The organism is Ensifer sp. LC384 (genome assembly GCF_001695865.1).
GTDB lineage: Bacteria > Pseudomonadota > Alphaproteobacteria > Rhizobiales > Rhizobiaceae > Ensifer.
In genome coordinates, this window is the sequence record NZ_MBST01000008.1 from 90,700 (window position 1) to 111,474 (window position 20,775).

The 20,775-nt window shown below is 62.4% G+C and carries 18 protein-coding genes; 9 read left to right on the forward strand and 9 right to left on the reverse strand.

The features are described 5' to 3' along the window. Positions 1-134: 134 nt before the first annotated feature. Positions 135-1,709, reverse strand: a complete 1,575-nt coding sequence (locus tag BC363_RS09295; protein ID WP_065781997.1) for an ABC transporter substrate-binding protein — start codon at positions 1,707-1,709, stop codon at positions 135-137. A 164-nt stretch (positions 1,710-1,873) separates the two neighbouring features. Here BC363_RS09295 and BC363_RS09300 point away from each other — a divergent pair, with 164 nt between their 5' ends. The 4 genes from BC363_RS09300 (at position 1,874) to BC363_RS09315 (ending at position 6,789) form a co-directional block, all read left to right on the forward strand. Continuing rightward, on the forward strand, positions 1,874-3,241 hold the full coding sequence (locus BC363_RS09300) for an amidohydrolase family protein (RefSeq protein WP_065781995.1): 1,368 nt from the start codon (positions 1,874-1,876) through the stop codon (positions 3,239-3,241). A 40-nt stretch (positions 3,242-3,281) separates the two neighbouring features. Beyond that, the gene (locus BC363_RS09305) at positions 3,282-4,475 is read left to right on the forward strand and encodes an amidohydrolase (protein ID WP_065781993.1); all 1,194 of its coding nucleotides are present in this window, start codon (positions 3,282-3,284) and stop codon (positions 4,473-4,475) included. Then, positions 4,465-5,937 carry an amidohydrolase family protein gene (locus BC363_RS09310; RefSeq protein WP_065781991.1) on the forward strand — a complete coding sequence of 491 codons (1,473 nt, stop codon included), beginning with the start codon at positions 4,465-4,467 and terminating at the stop codon, positions 5,935-5,937. The genes BC363_RS09305 and BC363_RS09310 overlap by 11 nt, the downstream gene beginning before the upstream one ends. A 141-nt stretch (positions 5,938-6,078) precedes the next feature. Next, positions 6,079-6,789, forward strand: a complete 711-nt coding sequence (locus BC363_RS09315; RefSeq protein ID WP_065781989.1) for a GntR family transcriptional regulator — start codon at positions 6,079-6,081, stop codon at positions 6,787-6,789. A gap of 116 nt (positions 6,790-6,905) precedes the next feature. On the opposite strand, the gene BC363_RS09320 is transcribed toward BC363_RS09315, so the two are convergent. From BC363_RS09320 to BC363_RS09330, 3 genes are read right to left on the reverse strand one after another with little or no spacing between them, the layout of a single operon-like run. Next, complete coding sequence (locus BC363_RS09320; RefSeq protein WP_065781987.1) at positions 6,906-7,754, reverse strand: transporter substrate-binding domain-containing protein; 849 nt, start codon at positions 7,752-7,754, stop codon at positions 6,906-6,908. Positions 7,755-7,797: 43 nt separating this feature from the next. Then, positions 7,798-8,997 (reverse strand): amidohydrolase family protein, encoded by a 1,200-nt coding sequence (locus BC363_RS09325; protein ID WP_065781985.1) that lies wholly within the window; start codon positions 8,995-8,997, stop codon positions 7,798-7,800. Between the two features lie 27 nt (positions 8,998-9,024). After that, positions 9,025-10,284, reverse strand: a complete 1,260-nt coding sequence (locus BC363_RS09330; protein ID WP_065782138.1) for an FAD-dependent oxidoreductase — start codon at positions 10,282-10,284, stop codon at positions 9,025-9,027. 181 nt (positions 10,285-10,465) lie between these two features. Between BC363_RS09330 and BC363_RS09335 the strand changes: the two genes are divergently transcribed. Then, positions 10,466-11,350: a MurR/RpiR family transcriptional regulator gene (locus BC363_RS09335; protein ID WP_065781983.1), complete on the forward strand. Its 885-nt coding sequence runs from the start codon at positions 10,466-10,468 to the stop codon at positions 11,348-11,350. A 25-nt stretch (positions 11,351-11,375) separates the two neighbouring features. Here BC363_RS09335 and BC363_RS09340 read toward each other — a convergent pair whose 3' ends face one another. The 5 genes from BC363_RS09340 to BC363_RS09360 all read right to left on the reverse strand — a co-directional run bounded on the left by BC363_RS09340 (position 11,376) and on the right by BC363_RS09360 (position 16,552). Then, positions 11,376-12,155, reverse strand: coding sequence for an ATP-binding cassette domain-containing protein (locus tag BC363_RS09340; protein WP_065781980.1), 780 nt, complete (start codon positions 12,153-12,155; stop codon positions 11,376-11,378). After that, the gene (locus tag BC363_RS09345; protein ID WP_065781978.1) at positions 12,148-12,873 is read right to left on the reverse strand and encodes an ABC transporter permease; all 726 of its coding nucleotides are present in this window, start codon (positions 12,871-12,873) and stop codon (positions 12,148-12,150) included. The genes BC363_RS09340 and BC363_RS09345 overlap by 8 nt, the downstream gene beginning before the upstream one ends. Continuing rightward, positions 12,873-13,592, reverse strand: coding sequence for an ABC transporter permease subunit (locus BC363_RS09350; protein WP_065781973.1), 720 nt, complete (start codon positions 13,590-13,592; stop codon positions 12,873-12,875). The genes BC363_RS09345 and BC363_RS09350 overlap by 1 nt, the downstream gene beginning before the upstream one ends. Positions 13,593-14,433: 841 nt before the next feature. Continuing rightward, positions 14,434-15,792, reverse strand: a complete 1,359-nt coding sequence (locus BC363_RS09355) for a cyanate transporter (RefSeq protein ID WP_244519824.1) — start codon at positions 15,790-15,792, stop codon at positions 14,434-14,436. A 55-nt stretch (positions 15,793-15,847) separates the two neighbouring features. Further along, positions 15,848-16,552, reverse strand: a complete 705-nt coding sequence (locus tag BC363_RS09360) for a GntR family transcriptional regulator (RefSeq protein WP_065781968.1) — start codon at positions 16,550-16,552, stop codon at positions 15,848-15,850. Positions 16,553-16,791: 239 nt separating this feature from the next. Here BC363_RS09360 and BC363_RS09365 point away from each other — a divergent pair, with 239 nt between their 5' ends. From BC363_RS09365 to BC363_RS09380, 4 genes are all read left to right on the forward strand, one after another. Then, positions 16,792-17,028 (forward strand): hypothetical protein, encoded by a 237-nt coding sequence (locus BC363_RS09365; RefSeq protein ID WP_065781966.1) that lies wholly within the window; start codon positions 16,792-16,794, stop codon positions 17,026-17,028. A gap of 23 nt (positions 17,029-17,051) precedes the next feature. Then, positions 17,052-17,684, forward strand: a complete 633-nt coding sequence (locus tag BC363_RS09370) for a flavin reductase family protein (protein ID WP_065781964.1) — start codon at positions 17,052-17,054, stop codon at positions 17,682-17,684. A gap of 116 nt (positions 17,685-17,800) precedes the next feature. Next, a complete protein-coding gene (locus tag BC363_RS09375) occupies positions 17,801-19,195 on the forward strand; it encodes an amidohydrolase family protein (RefSeq protein ID WP_065781962.1) in 1,395 nt (464 codons plus the stop codon). 464 nt (positions 19,196-19,659) lie between these two features. Beyond that, positions 19,660-20,745 carry a substrate-binding domain-containing protein gene (locus BC363_RS09380; protein ID WP_065781960.1) on the forward strand — a complete coding sequence of 362 codons (1,086 nt, stop codon included), beginning with the start codon at positions 19,660-19,662 and terminating at the stop codon, positions 20,743-20,745. Positions 20,746-20,775 lie beyond the last annotated feature (30 nt).

The window sequence follows — 20,775 nt, forward strand, 5'->3', positions numbered from 1 at the left end:
GAATGGGGCGGAAAACCGGCCGCTTCGCTCCGCCTCCTCCGCGCCGTCATCGGCCAGCGGAGGGATAGGGCCGGTTTTGCGATGCGATCCCGGCCGGCTTTCGCCGGCCGGGATCGTTCCTCGGGAGAAAGCCGTTACTTCCGGATCTGCGCGAACCAGGGGCGAACGTATTCGTCGGGGAACTGCGGCATGTCGACCTTGTCGCTCATCGCCCAGGCAACCGGCTGCTGGTGGAGCGGCAGGTAGAGCACCTGGTCATGGGTGATGCGGAAGGCCTGCTTCAGCAGGTCGACGCGCTTGGCCTCGTCGAGTTCCACGGCAGCGGCACGGGCCAGCTTGTCGATCTCGGGATTGGAAAGCCCGTCGGCATTGCTACCGCCGAAAACGCCGTCATTGGTCGCCAGCAGCGCCTGTAGTGGGCTGAAGCCGTCCATCGGTGGCAGGGAGGCCCAGCCGAGAAGATAGCTGTCGAACTCGCCCTTGTCGGTACGCGGGAAATAGGTCGTCTTGCTCTCGACACTGAGCTCCGCCTGGACGCCGACCTTGGCCCACATGGAGGCAACCGCAAGGCATATCTGTTCGTCGGCGATGTAGCGGTCGTTCGGGCAGCCGAGCCCCGTCTTGAAGCCATCTGGATAGCCGGCTTCGGCCAGCAGTGCCTTGGCCTTGTCGACGTCATAGGGCAGCGGCACGTCGATGGATTTGTCGTAGCCGGTCACCGCCGGCGCGACGAGCATGGCGGCCGTGCGTGACTTGCCGCGCATCAGCCGCTTCTGGATCGTGTCGGCGTCGATGGCGTGCCACAGGGCCTGACGCACACGCACGTCGAGCAGCGGGTTGGGCTTGCCGGGGGCCGCATGAAGCTCCGGCCGGTAGCTGAAGACGAGGAAGATGGTGCGCAGCGACGGGTTCTCGACGACCTTCAGCCCCTCGGTGGCGGCGATGCGATCGGCATCCTGCAGCGGTACGGGCGCGATCATGTCGACTTCACCGGAAAGCAGCGACGCGACGCGAGTAGCGTCCGAGGCAATTGGGCGAAACTCGACTTCGTCCAGATTGTGCTGCGGCTTGTCCCACCAGCCCTTGTTGACCTCGAAGACCGAGCGGGAATCCGGCTCGTAGCTCTTCAGTTTGAAGGCACCGGTGCCGTTGGCATGGTTGCTGGCGTAAGTGACAACGCCGGTCGAAGCATTGCCCGGCTTCAGCGCGTCGTGCTCCTCCATCCAGGGCTTGCTCATCATGTAGATGGCGGCGAGGTCGTTGAGGAGCAGCGGATAGGGGCCGCGCAGTATGAGGTCGACGGTATACTCGTCCACCTTCTCGACACCGGTTACGGTGGAGAGGTTTTCGCGGTTGCGCGCGCCGGGGTCGATCTGGCGCTGGATGGTGGCGACCACGTCGTCGGCATTGAACGGCTGGCCCTCATGGAACTTGACGCCCTGGCGCAGCTTGAAGCGCCAGCGGTTCGGCTCGATCACTTCCCAGGATGTGGCGAGCGCCGGCTCGAGCACGAGGTCCTTGTTACGGCGCACCAGCGGGTCGAACACCATGTGATGGACGCTCTGGGTGAAGCTGTCCACTTGCGCGTTGGGGTCGTACGAAATGACGTCGCCGGCCGAGGACCAGCGCAGCGTGTTCGCAAGCGACGGCGTTGCCAGCGGCACCATGACGGCAAGCCCCGCCAAAAGGGTTTTCATGTAGGTCTTCATAGGGTTCTCCCACGTTTGGTATGCATATTGTTGTATTTTTTGCATACCGTTTGTTCCCGAAATTACTGTACATGTGTGGTACACAAGATCAAGATAGCTGGATCACTTTTTGCGTCGTATGCGTAAAAAAGAGCCGCTTGGGTATACCGGAGGGGGAGATTTCGATGGCCAAGAACCTGCTGATTGAAAACGGTGTGATTGTCACCATGGGCGAGAACCGGCGCATTCACGACAAAGGGCATGTGCTGGTCGAAGACGGCCGGATCGTTGCTGTCGGCGACGGTGCGCTTGCGGCAGGCCCGGACGTGGAGCACATCGATGCTTCGGGCATGGTCGTCATGCCCGGCCTCATTGATACGCATGCTCACGCCGGACACACGCTGACGAAGGGGCTGGGCGACGATTCCGAAGAGTGGATGACCGTGACTGGCCGCATCTATGCAGAGGCGACCGATCCCGAATTCTGGGCGGCGGAAGCGGCCTTGTCCGCCTGCGAACGCATAAAATGCGGCACGACCACCGCTGCTCTCCTGTTTGGCGGCGGACCGGACATCATGCGGACAGAAGTGCCGGAAGCTGCCGAGGCGCATCTGGCTGCCATTGCCGACATGGGTGTGCGGGAGGTGCTTGCCGTCGGCCCCAACCGGCCTACTGCCATTCATATATACCGCAATTACATCCAAAGATCGTATACCGAAATCGCAGTTTCGCCGGAATCGCAACTCGCCGTCTGCGCCGAACTGATCGACACTTGGGCGGGACGGCACGATCGCTTGCAGCTTGCCATTTCCCTTCCAGTGTTCGACGCGCGCGAACTGAAGAACGAAAGCGTATTCGATCTGTCATGCAAGACGCGCGATCTGGCGCGGGAGAAAGGGGTGGCCTTGGTTCAGGACGGGCATCGCGACGGCTCCCTCGCCGCCAATGACGCGCGGCTCGGCCTCTTCGACCAAAGCTCGCTTCTCGCCCATTGCATCGATCTGACCGATGAAGATGTGGCGGTACTGAAGCGCACCGGCGCAAAGGTCGCCCACAATCCGAGCGCCTTGATGTCGGTTTCAGGCCGTTGCCCCGCGACCGAGTTGATGGAAGGCGGCGTGACCGTATCGCTCGGAACGGATGCCGCCGCGCCCGACCGATCCTTCGACATGTTCCGCAACATGTTTCAGGCGCACCGCTATCATGCGCGGCATTTCCGCGACGACAGCGTCTTGCCGCCGATGCAGCTTCTGGAAATGGCGACCATCGAGGGCGCACGCGCATTGTCGATGGAAAACGAAATCGGCTCGCTGGAGGCGGGCAAGCGCGCCGACATCATTCTCGTCAACATGCGCCAGCCGCACCTCTGGCCGCCGTTGCATCCGCTGCAGAGGCTGGCGCGCTTCGCCAATGGCGCGGACGTGGACACAACCATCGTCGGCGGCCGTGTCCTCATGCGCTCGCGCACGATTGTCGGCCACGACGAGGGCGCGATTCTGGATCGCGCCGAGCGCGCCTTCCGCATGATGATGAAGCGGGCGCAGCTCGCATAATGCCGCACCGACGATGACAGGAAGCAGCGAGAGATAGAAAATGGCCGCAGACATTCTCATTCGTCACGTCAGGCCGTTCGGCGGTGAGCCGACCGACCTTTACATCCGCGATGGTCGTTTTGCGCGACGGCAGATCGACGCGGCGCTGGAGATCGACGGCAAAGGTCGGATCGCCCTGCCGGGTCTTGTCGAGGCGCACACGCATCTGGACAAGACGCTGGTCGGCATGGGCTGGTTCGAGAACCGCGTCGGGCCGACGCGCAACGACCGGATTCTGGCTGACCGGCAAGCCAAGCGGGAACTCGGCATCGACGCACGCAGGCAATCGTTCCGCCAGATCATGCAGACGCTGGCCTTCGGCGTCCTGCATATCCGCAGCCACGTCGACGTGGATACCGAAATCGGCATTGCCAATATCGAGGGTGTCGTTGAAACCCGCAACGCCCTGCGAGATCTGGTCGACGTGCAGATCGTCGCCTTTCCGCAAAGCGGCATGTTGATGCGCGATGGCACGCTGGCGCTGATGGAGGAGGCGCTGAAGGCGGGCGCAGATATCGTCGGCGGTATCGACCCCGCCAGCATCGAGCGCGATCCGGTGCGCCATCTCGATGCGATCTTCGCACTGGGGGAACGCTATGGCAAACCAATCGACATTCACCTGCATGAAGCGGGAGAGCTGGGCGCCTTCTGCCTCGAACTGATCCTGGAGCGGACCCGCGCCTTGTCTTTGCAAGGGCGCGTCATGGTCAGCCATGCCTATTGCCTGGGAATGCTGGAGCCAGGGCGCCAGCGGTCGTTGATCGAGGCGCTCGCGGCCGAAAGGATCGCGGTGATGACGGTTGGCAGTCCTTCTGCCCCGGCTTTACCGCTGCGGCTGATGCGCCAGTCCGGAGTCATTGTCGCCTCCGGTTCCGATGGAATTCAGGGAACATGGGAGCCATGGGGCAATGGCGATATGCTCGAACGGGCGAAATATCTGGCGCAGCGTAATGGCATGGCCAACGATGCTGATCTGGAAGAGACCGCGCGCGTCTGCACCTTTGGTGGCGCGGAAGGCATCGGGCTTGCGGGTTACGGCCTTTCCGAAGGCTCTTACGGCGATCTCGTGCTGGTTCCTGCGCGCACACTTGCGGAAGCTGTCGCGCTGACCCCGCAGAAGCGGACCGTCGTTCGTCGCGGACGCATCCTCGTCCGCGACGGCGTACCAGCCGGAGACCTGCCACATGTCGACTAGCGCTAGCCCAGAGCAGGGCCTAGGACCGACGCTGCTAACCGCGCGTTGGGTCGTCGGTCATCGCGACGGCCGTCATGTCCTCTACGAAAACGGCGAGGTCGTCTTCGAGAACGATCGCATTCTGTTTGTCGGCCATCGCTATGACGGCCCGGTCACGCGCCGGGTCGACTACGGTATGGCGCTCATCGGCCCGGGCTTCGTCGATCTCGACGCGTTGTCCGATCTCGACACGGGCGTCCTCGGCCTCGACCACCAGCCGGGCTGGAAGAAGGGGCGGGTATGGCCGCGTGACTACGTCGAAGCCGGCCCGGTCGAAATGCTGAGCCGCGAGGAGTTGGCGTTTCAGAAGCGATATGCGTTCGCGCAACTGATCCGCAACGGCATCACCACAGCGCTTCCGATTGCCTCGCTGTTTTATCGCGCCTGGCAGGAAACGCCGGACGAATTCGCATCGGCGGCCGAAAGCGCCGCCGATCTTGGGCTCCGCGTTTATCTCGGGCCGGCCTTCCGCGCCGGTCATTCGGTCGTGGAGGCAAATGGCACGCTCGTCCTCGAGATCGACGAGCAGCGCGGCGCGCGAGGGTTGGAAGAGGCGGTCGCCTTTTGCGCGACCCATGAACGTTCCTATGGCGGCCTGGTGCGAACGATGCTCTGCCCGGATCGCATCGAGTTCTGGACCGCTGATTTGCTGAAAAGGACCGCCGACGCGGCGCGGGATCTGGACGTTCCGGTGCGGTTGCACTGCTGCCAGTCGGAATTCGAGGTTGAGACAATCCGACGCCGCTTCGGCACGTCATCCGCGCGCTGGCTTGACGATATCGGCTTTCTCTTCGAAAGAGCCTTGTTGCCGCATGGAACTCATGCCGATCGTCAGGATCTTGAGATTATCGCCGGTTCCGGCGCGACGGTGGTGCATTGTCCGTTGGTGATGGCCAGACACGGGGCGGCGCTCAATCATTTCTCCGGGCTTCGCCGGCAGGGTCTGCGCATCGGCATGGGCACAGACACCTGGCCGCCGGATATGATCCTCAACATGCAGATAGGGCTGATGCTCGGCCGCGTGATGGCGGCCGACATGGAAGCGCTGAAATCGGCCGATCTCTATGATGCGGCGACGCTCGGTGGCGCTGATGCGCTTGGCCGTGCCGATCTCGGGCGCCTGCAGCCTGGCGCGACTGCGGATATCGTCGTAATCGACCTTTCGCACGATCGCCTTGGACAGGTGATCGATCCCATCGCCTGTCTGATGACCTCGGCGAGCGGCCGGGATGTCCACTCGGTGATCATCGCCGGGCGAACCGTCATGGCCGACCGCATGATTCCCGGTTTCGACTTCGAGGCGGCCCATCGGCGTGCGCAGGCCCAGCTCGAGCGGCTTATCGGACGCTACCCGGAGAGAACCTGGCGGCATCCTGTGGTAGAGGACATCTTCCCGCCGAGCTATGAGGCGTTCAAGCCGTGAAGACGCCGCGAGCGTTGTCCGCGGAGATCGAGACAAAGCGGCCCGACTTTACCGGCTTGCCGATGCGGTGATAGTTGTTTGCGGTTCGTGGCTCGGCAGCCGCTTTTTTTACGGTATGCTTGGATTTGGTTCAGGACGATCATGGCACCCGAAGACAAAAATCAGAAATCCGCGATATCCAAGTCCGATGCTGTCTATCGCACCTTGAAGCGCGCCATCCTCGACCAGGCGCTGGCCGCGGGAACGAAGCTCCCGGAAGATTCGATCGGAGAACGGCTTGGCGTCAGCCGCACCATCGTCCGGCAGGCTCTGGCCCGACTGAATGGCGAAGGCTTGATCGAACTGCGCCCGCGCAAGGGCGCCTGTGTCGCACAGCCCAGCTTGGAAGACGGGCGCAATATTTTCGCCGTGCGACGGGCATTGGAATCACTGGTGGTCGACAGCTTGATCGGCAAACTGACGCCACAGCAGATCCGGCAGTTGAAGGCGCATGTCGAAGCGGAAGACAACGCGAGAGTCAACAATAAGGCAACTTCGATCCAGCTTGCGGGAGAGTTTCATGTCCTTCTCGCAACGCTGACCGAAAACGACGTGCTGTCGCGCTATGTGACGGAGCTTGTTTCGCGTTCATCCCTTATCCTGTCGCTTTATGGCCGGCCGCATTCACCGGATTGTGCCGTGTCGGAGCACCGTGAACTGATCGCCGCTCTCGCCGAAAACGACCGGGAAAAAGCCTGCGCCCTGATGGAGCATCACATCGACGCCATCACAACGCGCGCATTGCTGACGAAGGATTCGGAGAAGGATTTTCCGGATCTTCTTGCCGCTTACGCCAAGGAGGAGGGGCTGTGACGCTTCGCCTGATGTTCGGCTGCAGGAGGCGCCAGCTGATCGCCGAACCGGCGCCCGTCCCGGGCCGCGCGGCGAGCGGGGCCCGGGACGGGTAGGGCATGCTGGGCGTGTCCCGCTTACTCCTTCGGCGAGATGTCTCGCTTGAACCACTTTGCCGCGAGACGCGACAGCGTCCCGTCGGCGATCGCCGCGTTGATCGCGTCGTCGAACAGCTTCTTCAGTTCGGTGTCCGACTGGCGCAGGCCGACGGCCTGGCCGCCGCCGAGCGGGCCACCGGTGAATTCGGTGCCAGCGAAGGTCACCTGATCCGTGCCGATCTTTTCGAGCGTGCGGTCAAGCGCGACCGGCGAGGCCAACACACCGTCGAGGCGGCCGGCTTCGAGGTCGAGGTCGTGCTGTTCGGTCGTCTTGTATTCGCGGAACTCGATGCCGGGGAACAACTCAGCCATGATCTGCGCGGTCGTCGTCGAACCTTGGCCGCCAATTACCGTGCTTTCCATGAAGGGCAGCATCGCGGCGGCCGCGGCCCTGGCCGCCTCCTTCTCCGTTCCCATGTCGATTTTCTTGCCGACGGGCATATTTGCGAGCGGCGAATCCTTGCGCACCAGGAAGGCGGCCGAACCCGTGCCGTAGTTGCGCGAGAAGGTGATGACCTTCTGGCGTTCCTCCGTGATCAGCATGCCGGCGACGATGGCATCGAACTTGCCGGCATTCAGCGCCGGGATCAGGCCGTCCCAGTCCTGCACGACGATATCGCATTTCACCTTCATGCGCGGGCAGATATCCTCCAGCATGTCGATCTCGAAGCCGGCGAGCTTGCCGCCGGCCTCCGTGAAGTTCCACGGGGCATAGGCGCCCTCCGTCGCGACAGTGATCGTGCGCGTCGGTTCGTCAGCGAGCGCCACAGAGGCCCCCAGCAGGATGCCGAGGGTGGCGACGACCGTTTTACCCATTTTATTCAACATATTGGCTACTCCTCCTTGCCATGTTTGAAACGTGTTGGCCTGTTCAGGCGGCGAAAAGCGCCCCGTCCTTCGCAACCGCAATGCCTTTCCGGTAGACCGCCCGGCGCACGGGGCGGGATGCCACGGCGTCCGCGGGCGTCTCGGCCCGCACGAGCACGAAGGTGGCGTCGCAGCCGGGCTCAAGCCCGTAGCCTTCGAGTGCCATGGTGCGCGCGCCACCGTAGGTGCACATCCTGAGGGCGAGTTCGATGTGGACGTCGTTGATGAAGTCGTTGCGCTGCGAGACGATGGCCGCACGGTCGAGCATGTCGGCATTGCCGAAGGGCTGCCAGGTGTCGCGCACGCCGTCGCTGCCCGAGCAGATGTTGATGCCCATTTCCATGAGGTTGAGTACGGGCGGGCGGGCGCTTGCAGCCCCGCCCTTGGCCATCAGGTGCACGCCGGCCTCTGCCATCATGCCACCCAGCCTTGCCAGCGGCTTGTCGGCCAGCATGCCGAGGCAGAAGCCATGGCTGACCGTGACCCGGTCCGCCATTGCCAGCGCTTTCGTGCGTTCCACGATGAGTTCGATGGCGAAGACGCCGAGCGCATCCGGCTCGTGCAGGTGGATGTCCACCGGCTTGCCGTGGCGTTCGGCCATGGCGAAGATCGTATCAAGGTGCCCCTTGGGGTCGCGGTCAACGCCCGAGGGGTCGAGGCCGCCCACCACGTCCGCGCCTTCCCGCATCGCCCGGTCCATCAACGCCTCCGTGCCGGGGCGGATCAGCATGCCGCTCTGCGGAAAGGCGACGATCTCGATGTCGACGATGTCGCGGTAGCGCTCGCGCGAAGCCACCACGCCTTCGAGGCCGGCCAGGCCGTATTGCGTGTCGATGTCGACATGGGTACGGATGTGGCTCGTGCCATTGGCGACGGACAGCTCGATCTGTGTGGCCGACTGGCGCGCAGGATCGATGCCGAGCACGCGTTTCATCGTGCGTTCGTTCTCGATGAGGTCGGTCAGCTCTGTGCCGACATCGTTGCGATACCAGGGCATGCCGAGCAGCGTCTTGTCGAGGTGGGTGTGCGCGTCGACGAGGCCCGGCAGCACGAGCAGACCTTCGCCGTCGACGATCGGTGTTCCCTCGGGATGAGGCCGGGAGCCATGCGCGACGATCTCGGCGATCCGCCCATCGCGGATCACCATGTCCTTCGCCGCCTCTCCGTTAGGCCGCACGTTGATCAGAACAAACTCTTCCCGCATTGCTATGTCCTCCAGGGGATCGAAAATTCAGCCGAAACGGCTCATGGTGTAGGGCGCCGGGTCGGCGAAGGGCGTCTCTCCGGTCATCATCTCCGCCAGAAGGCGTCCGGTGGCCGGGCCGAGTGTCAGCCCGTGGTGGTTGTGTCCGAAGGCGAACCAGAGGCCTTTGTGGCGTGGCGCCGGACCGATGACGGGGCGCATGTCCGGCAGGCAGGGCCGCGCTCCCATCCACGGCGTCGGCTCGACGCGCCGGCCGAGCGGGAAGATCGCCCGGGCATGCGGCTCGGTCTGATTGACCTGCGCGGGGCAGGGCGCATCGTCCCGATCGGCGAATTCGATGCCGGTGGTGAGCCGGATGCCTTTTGCCATCGGCGCCAGCAGATAACCGCGCTCGACATCGACGATGGGGTGGTGGAGTACGGCGTCGCCAGCCGGCTCGATATGCACGTGGTAGCCGCGTTTGACGGCGAGCGGGATACGGTATCCGAGCCGGCGATAGACGACGTCCGACCAAGGGCCGAGCGCCACCACGGCCTCACGGGCATGCAGGACTGAGCTGGCCGTTCTGAGGCTCCAACCGCCTTCCCTCTGGGAAAGGGTGGTCGCATCGGCCTGAAGGACTTCGCCGCCCTTGCGCACGAAAAGCCCGGCATAGTCCTTCACCAGCTTGCCGGGATCGGCGACGGTGGCTGGATCGAGCCAATGGATGGCGCCGATGAAGGTGCCGGTCAGATGCGGCTCGCGCAGTTGCAGCTCCTTCGGCCCGAGAAAATCGTAACGCAGGCCGAACTCGTTCAGTGCCCCGGCCGCCCGCTTGGCGGCTGCAAAGGCCTTCTCGCTGCGATAGGCCTCCATCCAGCCGGTCCGGCGCGCCCGGTGCAGGATGCCGGCCTCGGCCATCAGGTCCGTGTGTTCGGCCACCGAGCGCTCAATGAGCGGCAGCATGTCGAGGGCCGCCCGGCGGAGGCGGCGGCCGGAGGATTGGAGCCAGAAACGGGTGATCCAGGGAAAGATCCTCGGCAGGAAAGACCAGCGGAACCGCACATCCGCAGACCGGTTCGTCGCATATTTCAGGAGGGTTGAGATTTCACGCGGAAATCCGTAGGGGATCACGCTGGCCCGCTCGATCAGCCCGGCATTGCCATAGCTCGTCTCCTCGCCAGGCGCCCGGCGATCGACGAGCACCACGGATTTCCCGCGTCTTTGCAGATGCAGCGCTACCGATACGCCGATGATACCGGCACCGAGGACCAGCACGTCGGCATCTGGGCAATCTCTTTTTGACATGAAGGACAATCCGGTGGTCTGGCGCGGGACGATAGTTTTCTGACTTCATTTCGTGGCGATGTTAATGGTATAACATCGCCAATCCCGCCCCCATCCAAGGAGACCGCGCTGTGGTGGAATGTCGTGCGCGCGCTGCTGATCGGTTGGGAAGCGGATAAGGAAGGGCGATAGGCGGGGCGACATGCGAAATGGGACTTGGGTGGACAACAGTTCGGTGCGGCAGCGGCTTGCGGTTGCGCTGAACGAAGCATCGGCCTCCGGCAAGGCGCTGGCGAATTTCATGCTGGCGAATATCGGTGACCTGCCCTTCGAGACTTCGCGCAGCGTTGCCGACAAGGTGGGCGTCAGCGAGCTGACCGTGGGCCGCTTCTGCCGGTCGATCGGCTACGAGGGGTTCAAGGACCTTAAGGAACGGTTGAAGGACGACATCAGCGACAGTCCCTGGCTGCTCGGCGACCGGCTGAAGGACCTGCAACAGAAGAGCGCCAGCGACGCCGCGCTCGCCCGCAGCCTGGAACTTGCCGTTGCCTCTGTCGTGCGCGTCTACGAATATGCCCACACGGAGGCCTGGAAACAGGCGGCGAAACGTATTGCGGAAGCCGACCGCGTCTTCGTCGCCGGCTTCCAGACCGAACGAGGGCTGGCGGATGCCTTCGCCCACATGCTTCGCTACCTGCGCGACCGCGTGCAGGTGGTCGATATCGCCGGCGGCAATTTCGCCGAGGTGCTCCTGACGGATCCGGCCGGCTGCACGCTGGTCCTGGTCGATGCCCGGCGCTATTCGCACCAGTCGCGCCTGCTCGCGAGCAAAGCTGCCGAGCGCGGCATCCCGATCACCATCATCACGGATCTTTATTGCGACTGGGCCTCCAGCTACGGCAGCGAGGTCTTCGCCGTGCCGACGGACCTCAACCTCTTCTGGGACGCGACATCCGGGGTGTGGGCGCTGATGCAGCTCCTGCTCAACAGCGTGTTTGCCAATATCGGCCCCGAGGTCGAACAGCGGATGGGCAACGTCGCGGGCCTCTACGAGAGCTTCGTCGGCTATACCCGCGGCCCGAAATAGCGGCATCCTTGCCCGTGTTTGCGGATTAGCCATGGGACGAGATGAACTTGCGGAAGCGCTCGGAGCGCGGCGCGGTGAAGACGTCGGACGGATCGCCGTCCTCCTCGATCTGGCCCTTGTGCAAAAAGATGACGCGGTTCGAGACGTCGCGGGCAAAGCCCATTTCGTGGGTCACGACGAGCATGGTGCGACCCTCGTCGGCCAACGCGCGCATGACGCGCAGCACCTCGCCGACGAGTTCGGGATCGAGCGCCGAGGTCGGCTCGTCGAACAGCATGACCTTCGGCCGCATGGCGAGCGCCCGGGCGATCGCCGCGCGCTGCTGCTGCCCGCCGGAAAGATGCGTCGGGTAATAGTCGCGCTTGTCGGCGATGCCGACCTTGGCAAGCAGCTCCAGCGCCTCTTCGCGGCATTCCGCCTTTGGCCGCTTCTGCACATGGACCGGCGCTTCCATGACGTTTTCGAGGATCGTCATGTGGGACCAAAGATTGAAGCTCTGGAACACCATGGCGACCTTGGTGCAGAGCCGGCTCAACTGCTTGGGATCGGCCGGCTGCCGGCCGTAGCGACCACTCTTCAGCCGGATTGCCTCACCCTCGATACGGATCTCGCCCTCGGTCGGCACTTCCAGCATGTTGACGCAGCGGAGCATGGTGGATTTGCCGGAACCGGAGGAGCCGAGCACGGAGATGACCTCGCCCCCCTGCGCATCGAAGGAAATGCCCTTCAATACTTCCAGCGCGCCAAAACTCTTGCGCAGGTTGCGGACGGAAACGACTGGCGTGGTGGATGCGATCTCAAGCATGTTGCAACGCAGCTCCGGAAGACGCGGTTTGAACGGGGCGCAGATGGGGCGACATCCACCATTCGATGAACGCCACGAGGCGGGTGATGGCGAAGTTCAGCGCGAGATAGATGATCCCTGCGACGACGAAGACCTCTACGGCCCGGTACGATTGCGAGATCAGCTTGGCAGCAAGCCCCGTCACTTCCAGCATGGTGATGACGGAGGCAAGCGAGGTCGCCTTGACCATCAGGATGATCTCGCTGCCATAGGCGGGCAGCGCTTGGCGCATGGCGATGGGAAGGATGATGCGGCGATAGAGCAGGAAGCCCCACATGCCGCTGGCGCGCGCCGCCTCAACCTGTTGGTGCGGGACGGCCTGCAGGCCGCCGCGCAGGATTTCGCTGGCATAGGCGGCCGTATTGAGGCTGAGCGCGAAGATCGCGCACCAGTAGGGCTCGCGGAAGAATGCCCACAGCCCCCAGGATTGCAGGACGGGGCGGAACTGGCCGAGGCCGTAATAAATGACGAACATCTGCACGAGCAGCGGCGTGCCGCGAAAGACAAAGACATAGAACTGCGAGGCCCAGCCGAGCGGGGGCAGCGCGGACATGCGCATCGCCGTCAAGAGCACTGCCAGCATCGCACCGAGCGCCGTGGAAACGAGCGCCAGGTTGAGCGTGAGCGGAACGCCGGAAAGGAGATGCAGGAAGGTTTCCCAGAGAAAGGTGAAGTCCATCACGTCCTCCTGACGCCGCGCAGCGACCGGGCTTCCGCCCGGCGAAAGAGGTGTGAGGAAGCGGCGGTGATCACCAGGTAGAGGAGCGCCGCCGTGATATAGAAATCGAAGGGCCGGTGGGTGGAGCCGGCGGCGATCTGCGACTGGCGTAGCAGTTCGACGAGGCCGGTGACGGAAATCAGTGCCGATTCCTTGAGCACGAGCTGCCAGGTGTTGCCGAGGCCCGGAATGGCGTAGCGCAGCACCTGCGGTGCGATGATGCGGCGAAAGCGCAGCCATGTCCCCATGCCCACCGAACGGGCCGCCTCCAGCTCGCCGCGGCTGATCGTGTTGAAGGCCCCGCGAAAAACTTCCGCCTGGTAGGCGCCGGACACGACGCCGATGGAGAGCACGCCGGTGATGAAGGCCGGCATGCCGATGAAGCCTTCCGCGCCGAAGAGCCGGCCCGCCGCGCCGAGCGCGGCGCTGCCGCCGAAGTAGAACAGGTATATGACCAGAAGATCGGGAATGCCGCGCAGGACGGTCGTATAGCCGTCGCCGAAGGCGCGCATCGCGCCGTTGCGTGAGAGCTTTGCGCTGGTGACGCCGGCACCGATGACAGAGCCGGCAGCAAAGCCACCTATCGCGACCGCGAGCGTCATGCCGGTCGCCGTCAGGAGGGCCGCACCCCAACCCTCTGGTCCGAAGCCGACGAGTTCACCGAAGGACGGGTCCCGCATCAACCCTGTCCCCTGATTGCAGACAGGCTGCCACCGCCGGGGACGGATCGCCACCATATTTCTGCCATTGCTGCTCCTCCTCGGTCCGCGCCAAAAGCGGGTCTCGATTTCATGCAATGTCAGCTTTATAACGTATACAATATTTCTGTCAATTAGCTGACAATTGTTGCCGAAAATTAGCGACAAGCGGAAAGGCGCCGCGAGAGCGGAGAACCGGTGCTGGACGGAGAGATGTGCGGGAGTCCACTCATTCCGGAGTGGTCGCGGGCGTTGAACAGCGCCGTCGATGCGCGCTGCGGCGTCGATCACATCGGCATGGAGGGCCGTGTCTGCCGCCCTCTAGGTAGTCGGCGAAGCGGAGGATCTGGCCCATGATGATCGGCGCGACGTGCGGGGTTCCAGGGGACGCGGGCGACGGTATTCGAAGCCGGCTCATCAACGGCGCGGAGACTTTTCGCCTGGCATGGAGGTCATGCGCCGCCCCCAATTCGTCGTGCCACGCATCATTTCTCGCCCAAAATGCATGCGTGTGGTGCATTCCATCATGTGATGTATTTGCATGCAATGCATCATGGCGGGTGCTGTCACGCGCAAGAAGCCGGGGCCAACCTTTCGCCATCGGCGATTACAGCGCCGCGCGTCAAGTATGACGCGCTAAGGACGCTGTAACACCCTAAACTTGCTGGATAATTTTCTCCTTAAATCGATTCCGATTTAAGGAATTATGCAGTAGGTTCCGGCCCGCGGCTACCGATCCGTGGGATCGGCCGCGTGCCGCCGCCGCAGGATGTCATCGCCGCTGCGACCTTGGTCCTGGTGTTCTTCTCGGAACAGTTTGACGTCAAGCCAGATTGAATTCGCCGTCCGGAGACGACATGGCGCGCGTGTAGCCTTTTGGTGACAGCTGCGTCGTCAGCACCATGACGATTGCGACGCTCACCAGATGCCATCCCCACCCGGCCGCGTAGGCTCCTGTCACATCGTGCAACACCGCAACGAGCCATGGCGGTATTGCCGCGATCAGAAAGCCACCGCCCTGCATCAGCGCCGACAAGGTGCCCGCTTGCTCGGGAGCGGGTAGATGATCGAGAGCCACAACCATCGACAGCGCGAAGCAGCCACCCAATCCTGCGCCAAGGAGCGCGGCCCAAACCGTCGGGACTGCATCCGGGGCGAACGCCAGGCCGACAAACCCCGCTGCCTGCATCACCAGCGTTGCCCAGAGCCATGGTCGCCGATCTTCGCCCTTGCTGGCAAGCATTGGCAGCACGAGCGCAGCCAAGGCCTGGCATACCGCCAGCACGGCCAGCAAACCGCCGCTTTCAGGCCCGCTCCAACCTCGTTCCTGGTAAGAGGGCGCCAGCCACGCAACGATCGAGGAATAGCCGCCGTTGACGAGACCGAAGCACGTCATCAGCAACCATGTCCGCGGTCGCTTCAGGAAGATCCCTGCTGGGGGCCTGCGAGATTGCGAGCGAATGTCGGCGGGCAAGAAGCGAAGCGCCAACACGGCGGCGATCAAGGCGGGCGCAGCCAACCAGGCAAGCCCGACATGCCAGTTTCCCGCTTTGGCGGCGATGATCGGAGATAGCTGCGCCCCGAGAGCGCCGCCGCCCATCAACATCGAGGAGTAGAGGCCCATCATAGCGCCAACATGTTTGGGAAACTGCCGCTTGATGGTGCCCGGAAGAACGGCCTGCACAATCGCAACGCCGAAGCCGATTATTGCCGCCGTAGCGATCATCGCCCAACCGGTCGAGGCAAACAGACGGAGGAGACAGCCGCCGCACAGGAGAGCAAGCGCCCCGATCACCGATCTGCGCGCGCCAAATGCGCCTTGCAGGGACGGCCCGATGAAGCCGACAAGTCCCATCAAGAGCATCGGCACGAGCGTCAATAGAGCCATGCCCTGCAAGCTGAGGCCGGTCTCCGCGCGCACTGACGTCGCCAACGTTCCCACACTCGTGATGAATGGTCGCAGGTTTAGGCCAACGAATGCCACGCCAGCGATAAGCGGAAAACACGCTGATGACGACCGGTTTCGTAGCATATGCTTATACCTTAAACTCGTTCTTGTCTTTTCGGTCGCAGTTGAGGATCCGTCCGCGATCCTCGCCGAACCGGCACTTGCTCGATCGTTATGGGTTATTCGGGAAAGTGCTTCGCGCGATCCGCATGAAGTGCAGCCGTCAATCGGCAAAGGACAGCTCGCCTATTCTGCGGTCGGCGATGGTGCCGACCTTAGCGTCGGTATCCTATGCAAGGCCTTCGGCAGCGGCATAGCTGGCAAGCAGGTCCTTGATGTTCATGCTGTCTTCCTTGGGAAGCAGCGCCCGCGTCGTTATCGAATCGAGGTGATGTGCCATGAGGGCGGCTGCCTCCTCGGTTTTCCCGGCGATCAGCTTGTCGAGTAGGTCTCGATGTTCCGATACGGCGCATTCCGAAGAATGCGGTCTGCCGTAGAGGGCAAGGATCAGCGAGCTCCGGGCGACCAGCTCATCCACATAGCGAATAAGGCTGGTGTTGTTTGTCATCTGCGCGAGCATCGTATGGAACTCGCCAGCCAGCCGGATTGATGTCGCATGAGCCGTTCTAGCGGTCTCCTCGGCTGCAATATGAGCAGAAAGCGCCTCAATCTGTTCTGGCGTCAGTTTGCCGGAAAGCGTTTCCACGACGAGGCGTTCCAGCGCCATGCGCGTCAGAAAGAGATTCCTGCCTTCTTCGAGGGTTGGCCGGGCGACGGTCGCGCCCCTGTTCGGGCGCAGGTCGACCAATCCCTCCTCGCTCAAGCGAACCAGCGCCTGGTGGACAAGGGTTCTGCTAACGCCCAGCCGCTCGCCGATCGAGTCTTCCGGTAATTTTGACCCGGGCGACAGCGCCTGGTCGAGAATTGCTCGCTTCAGGGCGCGATGAACGGCCTGAGCGCGGCCACCGCCCGCATCGCTCGCTTTCTTTGCCATTTCGACCTCTCCAATGTTCCACGATTTTCACTTCGAATTGCATACAAAGCGGCTGTATGTCCAGCCATTTGGTGCGTCCCAGCAATCTTGCAATCAGCAATTTGGGATTCGTCGACCCGGCCCGGCCGTCAGGAAGGTTTGCATCTGGTGAAGGAAAGCCCTTTACGAAACGATAAATGCATGCGAAATTGCCATAAAATTGCATACAATAATCGAACCATAAAAAAGAGATCAATTGCATGCGTGCCTTCATCTACAGCATCGGCGGCTCCTTCCCTCCGGGCTGGGGCGAGGACAGTGTCATGGCGATCCGCCGCAGCCACGACGTCATCCTGGAAGAGGGCATGTGCTTCCATGTCACCCCGTGCCTCTACGAGGATGGGGTCGGCTGTGTCGGGGCGAGCATGCCATCGGTGCTGACGTCGAGGGGGTTCGAATCCTTGAGCGGAGACGAAGTCGTGTTTGGCATCAAGTGAGTGGACGCAGGGGGATGAAACGCATGCACGACAGTATCACGGACAACAGAACGGCTTTCGACTTCACGCGACTTACCGCGCGCGAACGCTACAAGCTGATGATCGGCACGATCATCCCGCGACCGATCGCGCTCGTCACGACGGTCGACGAGCACGGACGTTTCAATGCCGCGCCGTTCAGCTTCTTCAACTGCCTCTCCGCCGATCCGCCGATCCTGGCGATCGGCGTCGAGAACCAGCCTGACATGTCCTTCAAGGACACTGGCCACAATATCCGCATGACGGAGGTCTTCACGGTCAACATTGTTTCCCGCGCGATTGCCGAGGCCATGCATGTCTGCGGCGCGAAATACCCGAGGGGAACGGATGAGCTCAAGGAGGCGGGCCTGACGGCCATGCCCGGCGAAAGGATCGCATCGCCCTGGATCAAGGAAGCGCCCGCGGCGTTCGAGTGCCGCAGGCACATCACTCTGGAACTCGGCAAGTCACGCCAGATCATCATGGGCGAGATTGTCTTCGCGCATTATCACGATGGAGCCGTGGATGATGGGTTGCATGTCGATCCGAACGTCATAGATTCGGTCGCACGGCTCGGTGGTGACACCTGCTCCACCATCCGGGACCGATTTGAGATGCTTACGCCAAAACTGGCGTGAGGCGATTTGTGGCAGAACAGGGGTTGTTCTGACCGCGACATCGGTTTTGTCGAGGCGGAGCAGGAGGCGCTGATCAATGTCGAAGCGCAACTCCAATCCACGATGAGGTAACGATCTTGGAACAGACACTACCGCAAAGCCGCAGGACATTTCTCAGCCATGCGGGAAAACTGACCACCGCCTGCACAGTGGCCGGGTTGTCCGGCGGACTGGTTCACGAGGCAGCAGCTAACACGGGGGACAGCATCGTCGAGACAACCACAAACGTTCTGGCGGATCGCCACTACCTACTGACCGACGTGCGGCTGGAGGAGGGGTTTGAGTATGACGGAGAAACCGTCATCGCCACCCGCACCGCGCTGTATTCGCTGGAGATCAAGGATGGCACGATTGCCGCCCTGCATCCGGAGAATTCGACACTGCCTGGCGGCGTGCCACGTTATCAGGCGCATGGGCAACTGCTGTTGCCAGCGATGCGCGATATGCACATCCACCTGGACAAGACGTTCTATGGCGGCCCCTGGCAAGCTCCGCGACCGCGCCAGGGAAAAACCATCATGGATATGATCGCGCTGGAGGAAAAGTTGCTTCCCCAATTGCTGCCGACCTCACAGCAGCGCGCCGAGGGCCTGATTGCTCTGCTGCAATCCAAGGGAAGCACCGTTGCACGCAGCCATTGCAACATCGATCCAGTCAGCGGCCTGAAAAGCCTCGAGCATCTGCAACGCGCGTTGGAAAATCATCGGGACGAATTCGTCTGCGAAATCGTCGCTTTCCCGCAGCATGGTTTGCTGCACTCCAAGGTTGAAGGCCTGATGCGTGAAGCGATGCAGATGGGCGTACAGTATGTGGGCGGGTTGGACCCGACGAACGTTGACGGTGCCATGGAAAAGTCGCTTGACGCCATGTTCCAGATTGCCCTTGACACCGGCAAAGGCGTGGACATCCATCTGCATGAAACCAGTCCGGCCGGGGTCGCGGCGGTGAATTACATCATCGATACCGTGGAGAAGAATCCTGCCCTGCTAGGCAAGGTAACGATCAGTCACGCCTTCGCCCTGACCACACTCACTCCGGAGGTACTGGAGGAGACGGCCTCGCGCCTGGCGGAACGCCAGATAACGATCGCTTCGACGGTGCCGATCGGCAGTCTGATGATGCCCTTGCCGCAGTTGAGCAAGAAGGGTGTGTTTGTAATGACCGGAACCGACAGCGTCATCGATCATTGGTCGCCCTTTGGCAGCGGAGATATGCTGGAAAAGGCCTACCTCTACGCGCAGCTTTATCGAGGCTCGGATGAATTCCATCTGTCGCGGGCCATGTCCATCGCCACCGGCGGCATTCTACCTCTGGACAATGAGGGCAAACGGTCTTGGCCCAACGTCGGGGACGATGCCGCATTCACGCTTGTCGGAGCAAGCTGCTCGGCAGAGGCGGTGGCCCGTGTGCCAGCACGTAGCGCCACCTTCCACAAGGGACGTCTGGTGTCCGGCAGCATCGGCAAAGCCTGATGATGGCACACCGTTGCTTGACGATGTTGGTTTGCGCCAACGTTCTTGCACCGACTGAATGCGCATGACAACACCGACGGCGGCGGCATTGCCGGCCGCCGTCGTCGTAAGTACCTACGCCTCAAAGCAGTCCAAGCGGTCGAATGCGCGCCGAGTCCGCGTCTTTGCACCTTCGCATCCCAGGTTCATCTTCGGTGGATAACAACTTAACGACGCCGGCAAACAAATTCGCGAGCACCACGCGTTAACCATTTACTTACGATGGAATTACGCGGAAAATTGCTCCGTGGGAGGAAGGCATTCGGCCCTCTCGACTACTGCATAATTCCTTAAATCGGAATCGATTTAAGGAGAAAATTATGCAGCAGATTTCAAGCGTTACAGCGTCCTTTGCGCGTCATGTTTGACGCGCGGCGCTGTAGCGCGCCCGAACGGCTTCTGCCCCTTTCAAGGGAGGACCAGTCATGAGGCGTATTTTGTTGCACGCGGCAGCATCGGTCGCGGCGCTCTCGCTTGGCGTCTCGTATGCATCCGCGCAATCAGGCAGTGTAGAGAAGGCGGTCGGCGGCTACAGTTTCGAGGACGCCGCAAAAGAGGCGCCCGGTACCAAGGACTTCCATTCGGCCGACGGCCACCTCACCTTTGGTATCGTGACGCACACGGCCGGGAACGGCTTTTTCGATCCCGTCTATGTTGGCGCCACGGTAGCCGGCAACATGATCGGCGCCAAGATCCTGCTGCTTGGCTCGGAGTCGCCGGTGGACGATCCGGCACGCGAGATCGAAATCCTTAATCAGATCGTTCAGGATCCGACGATCGACGGCATCATCATGACGACGCCGCAGGTCGGCGCCTACAACGACATCGTAAAGGCCGCCGAGGCAAAGGGCATTCCGGTCGCCACGACGAACTCCTTTGACGGGACGCTGCTCAGCCGCAGCAGCATCAGCCATACCGGCCAGGACGCATCCGCGGCCGCGATCGGCGGCGAAGCACTTGCCAAATGCGTGCTCGACAGCGGCAAGACCAGCGGCTCGATCCTGCTGCCGTCCTCGACCGCGATGGGCAATATCGAAGTGAACAATCGGGTGACCTCGGCCTTTAATGCCATCGTCAAGACACTGAAAGATGCCGGAAAGCTTGAGAACTTCAAGGTGGACGCCGGGCCGGAGAATGTCGGCATCGACACGAACCCGAACGATCCCGTGAACGCGCTCGTGTCGCTCTTCGAGTCGCGTGGTGACGTCGTCGGGGCCTTCACCGCAAACAATGTCTTCACGCCGCCCCTCGTCAAGGCAGTCGCGCAAATGGGATGGACCGGCAAGTTCTGCGCCTTTGGCTTCGACTTGGGGCCGGCGCAGCAAGAGGGCATCGCCGCGGGGAACCTTACGGGCTCGCTGGGACAACAGCCGTTCCTGCAAGGTTTTTGGCCGGTCATGCAGCTCTACCTGCAGATCGACCGCGGCATCTCGGCCGCCAATCTCGACACGCGGGCCCAACTGGTGACGAAGGCGACCGTCGCCAACGTCGGCAAGCGCTTCGAGAACTGATTTCGCTCGAGCCGCCTGACATGCGGGCGG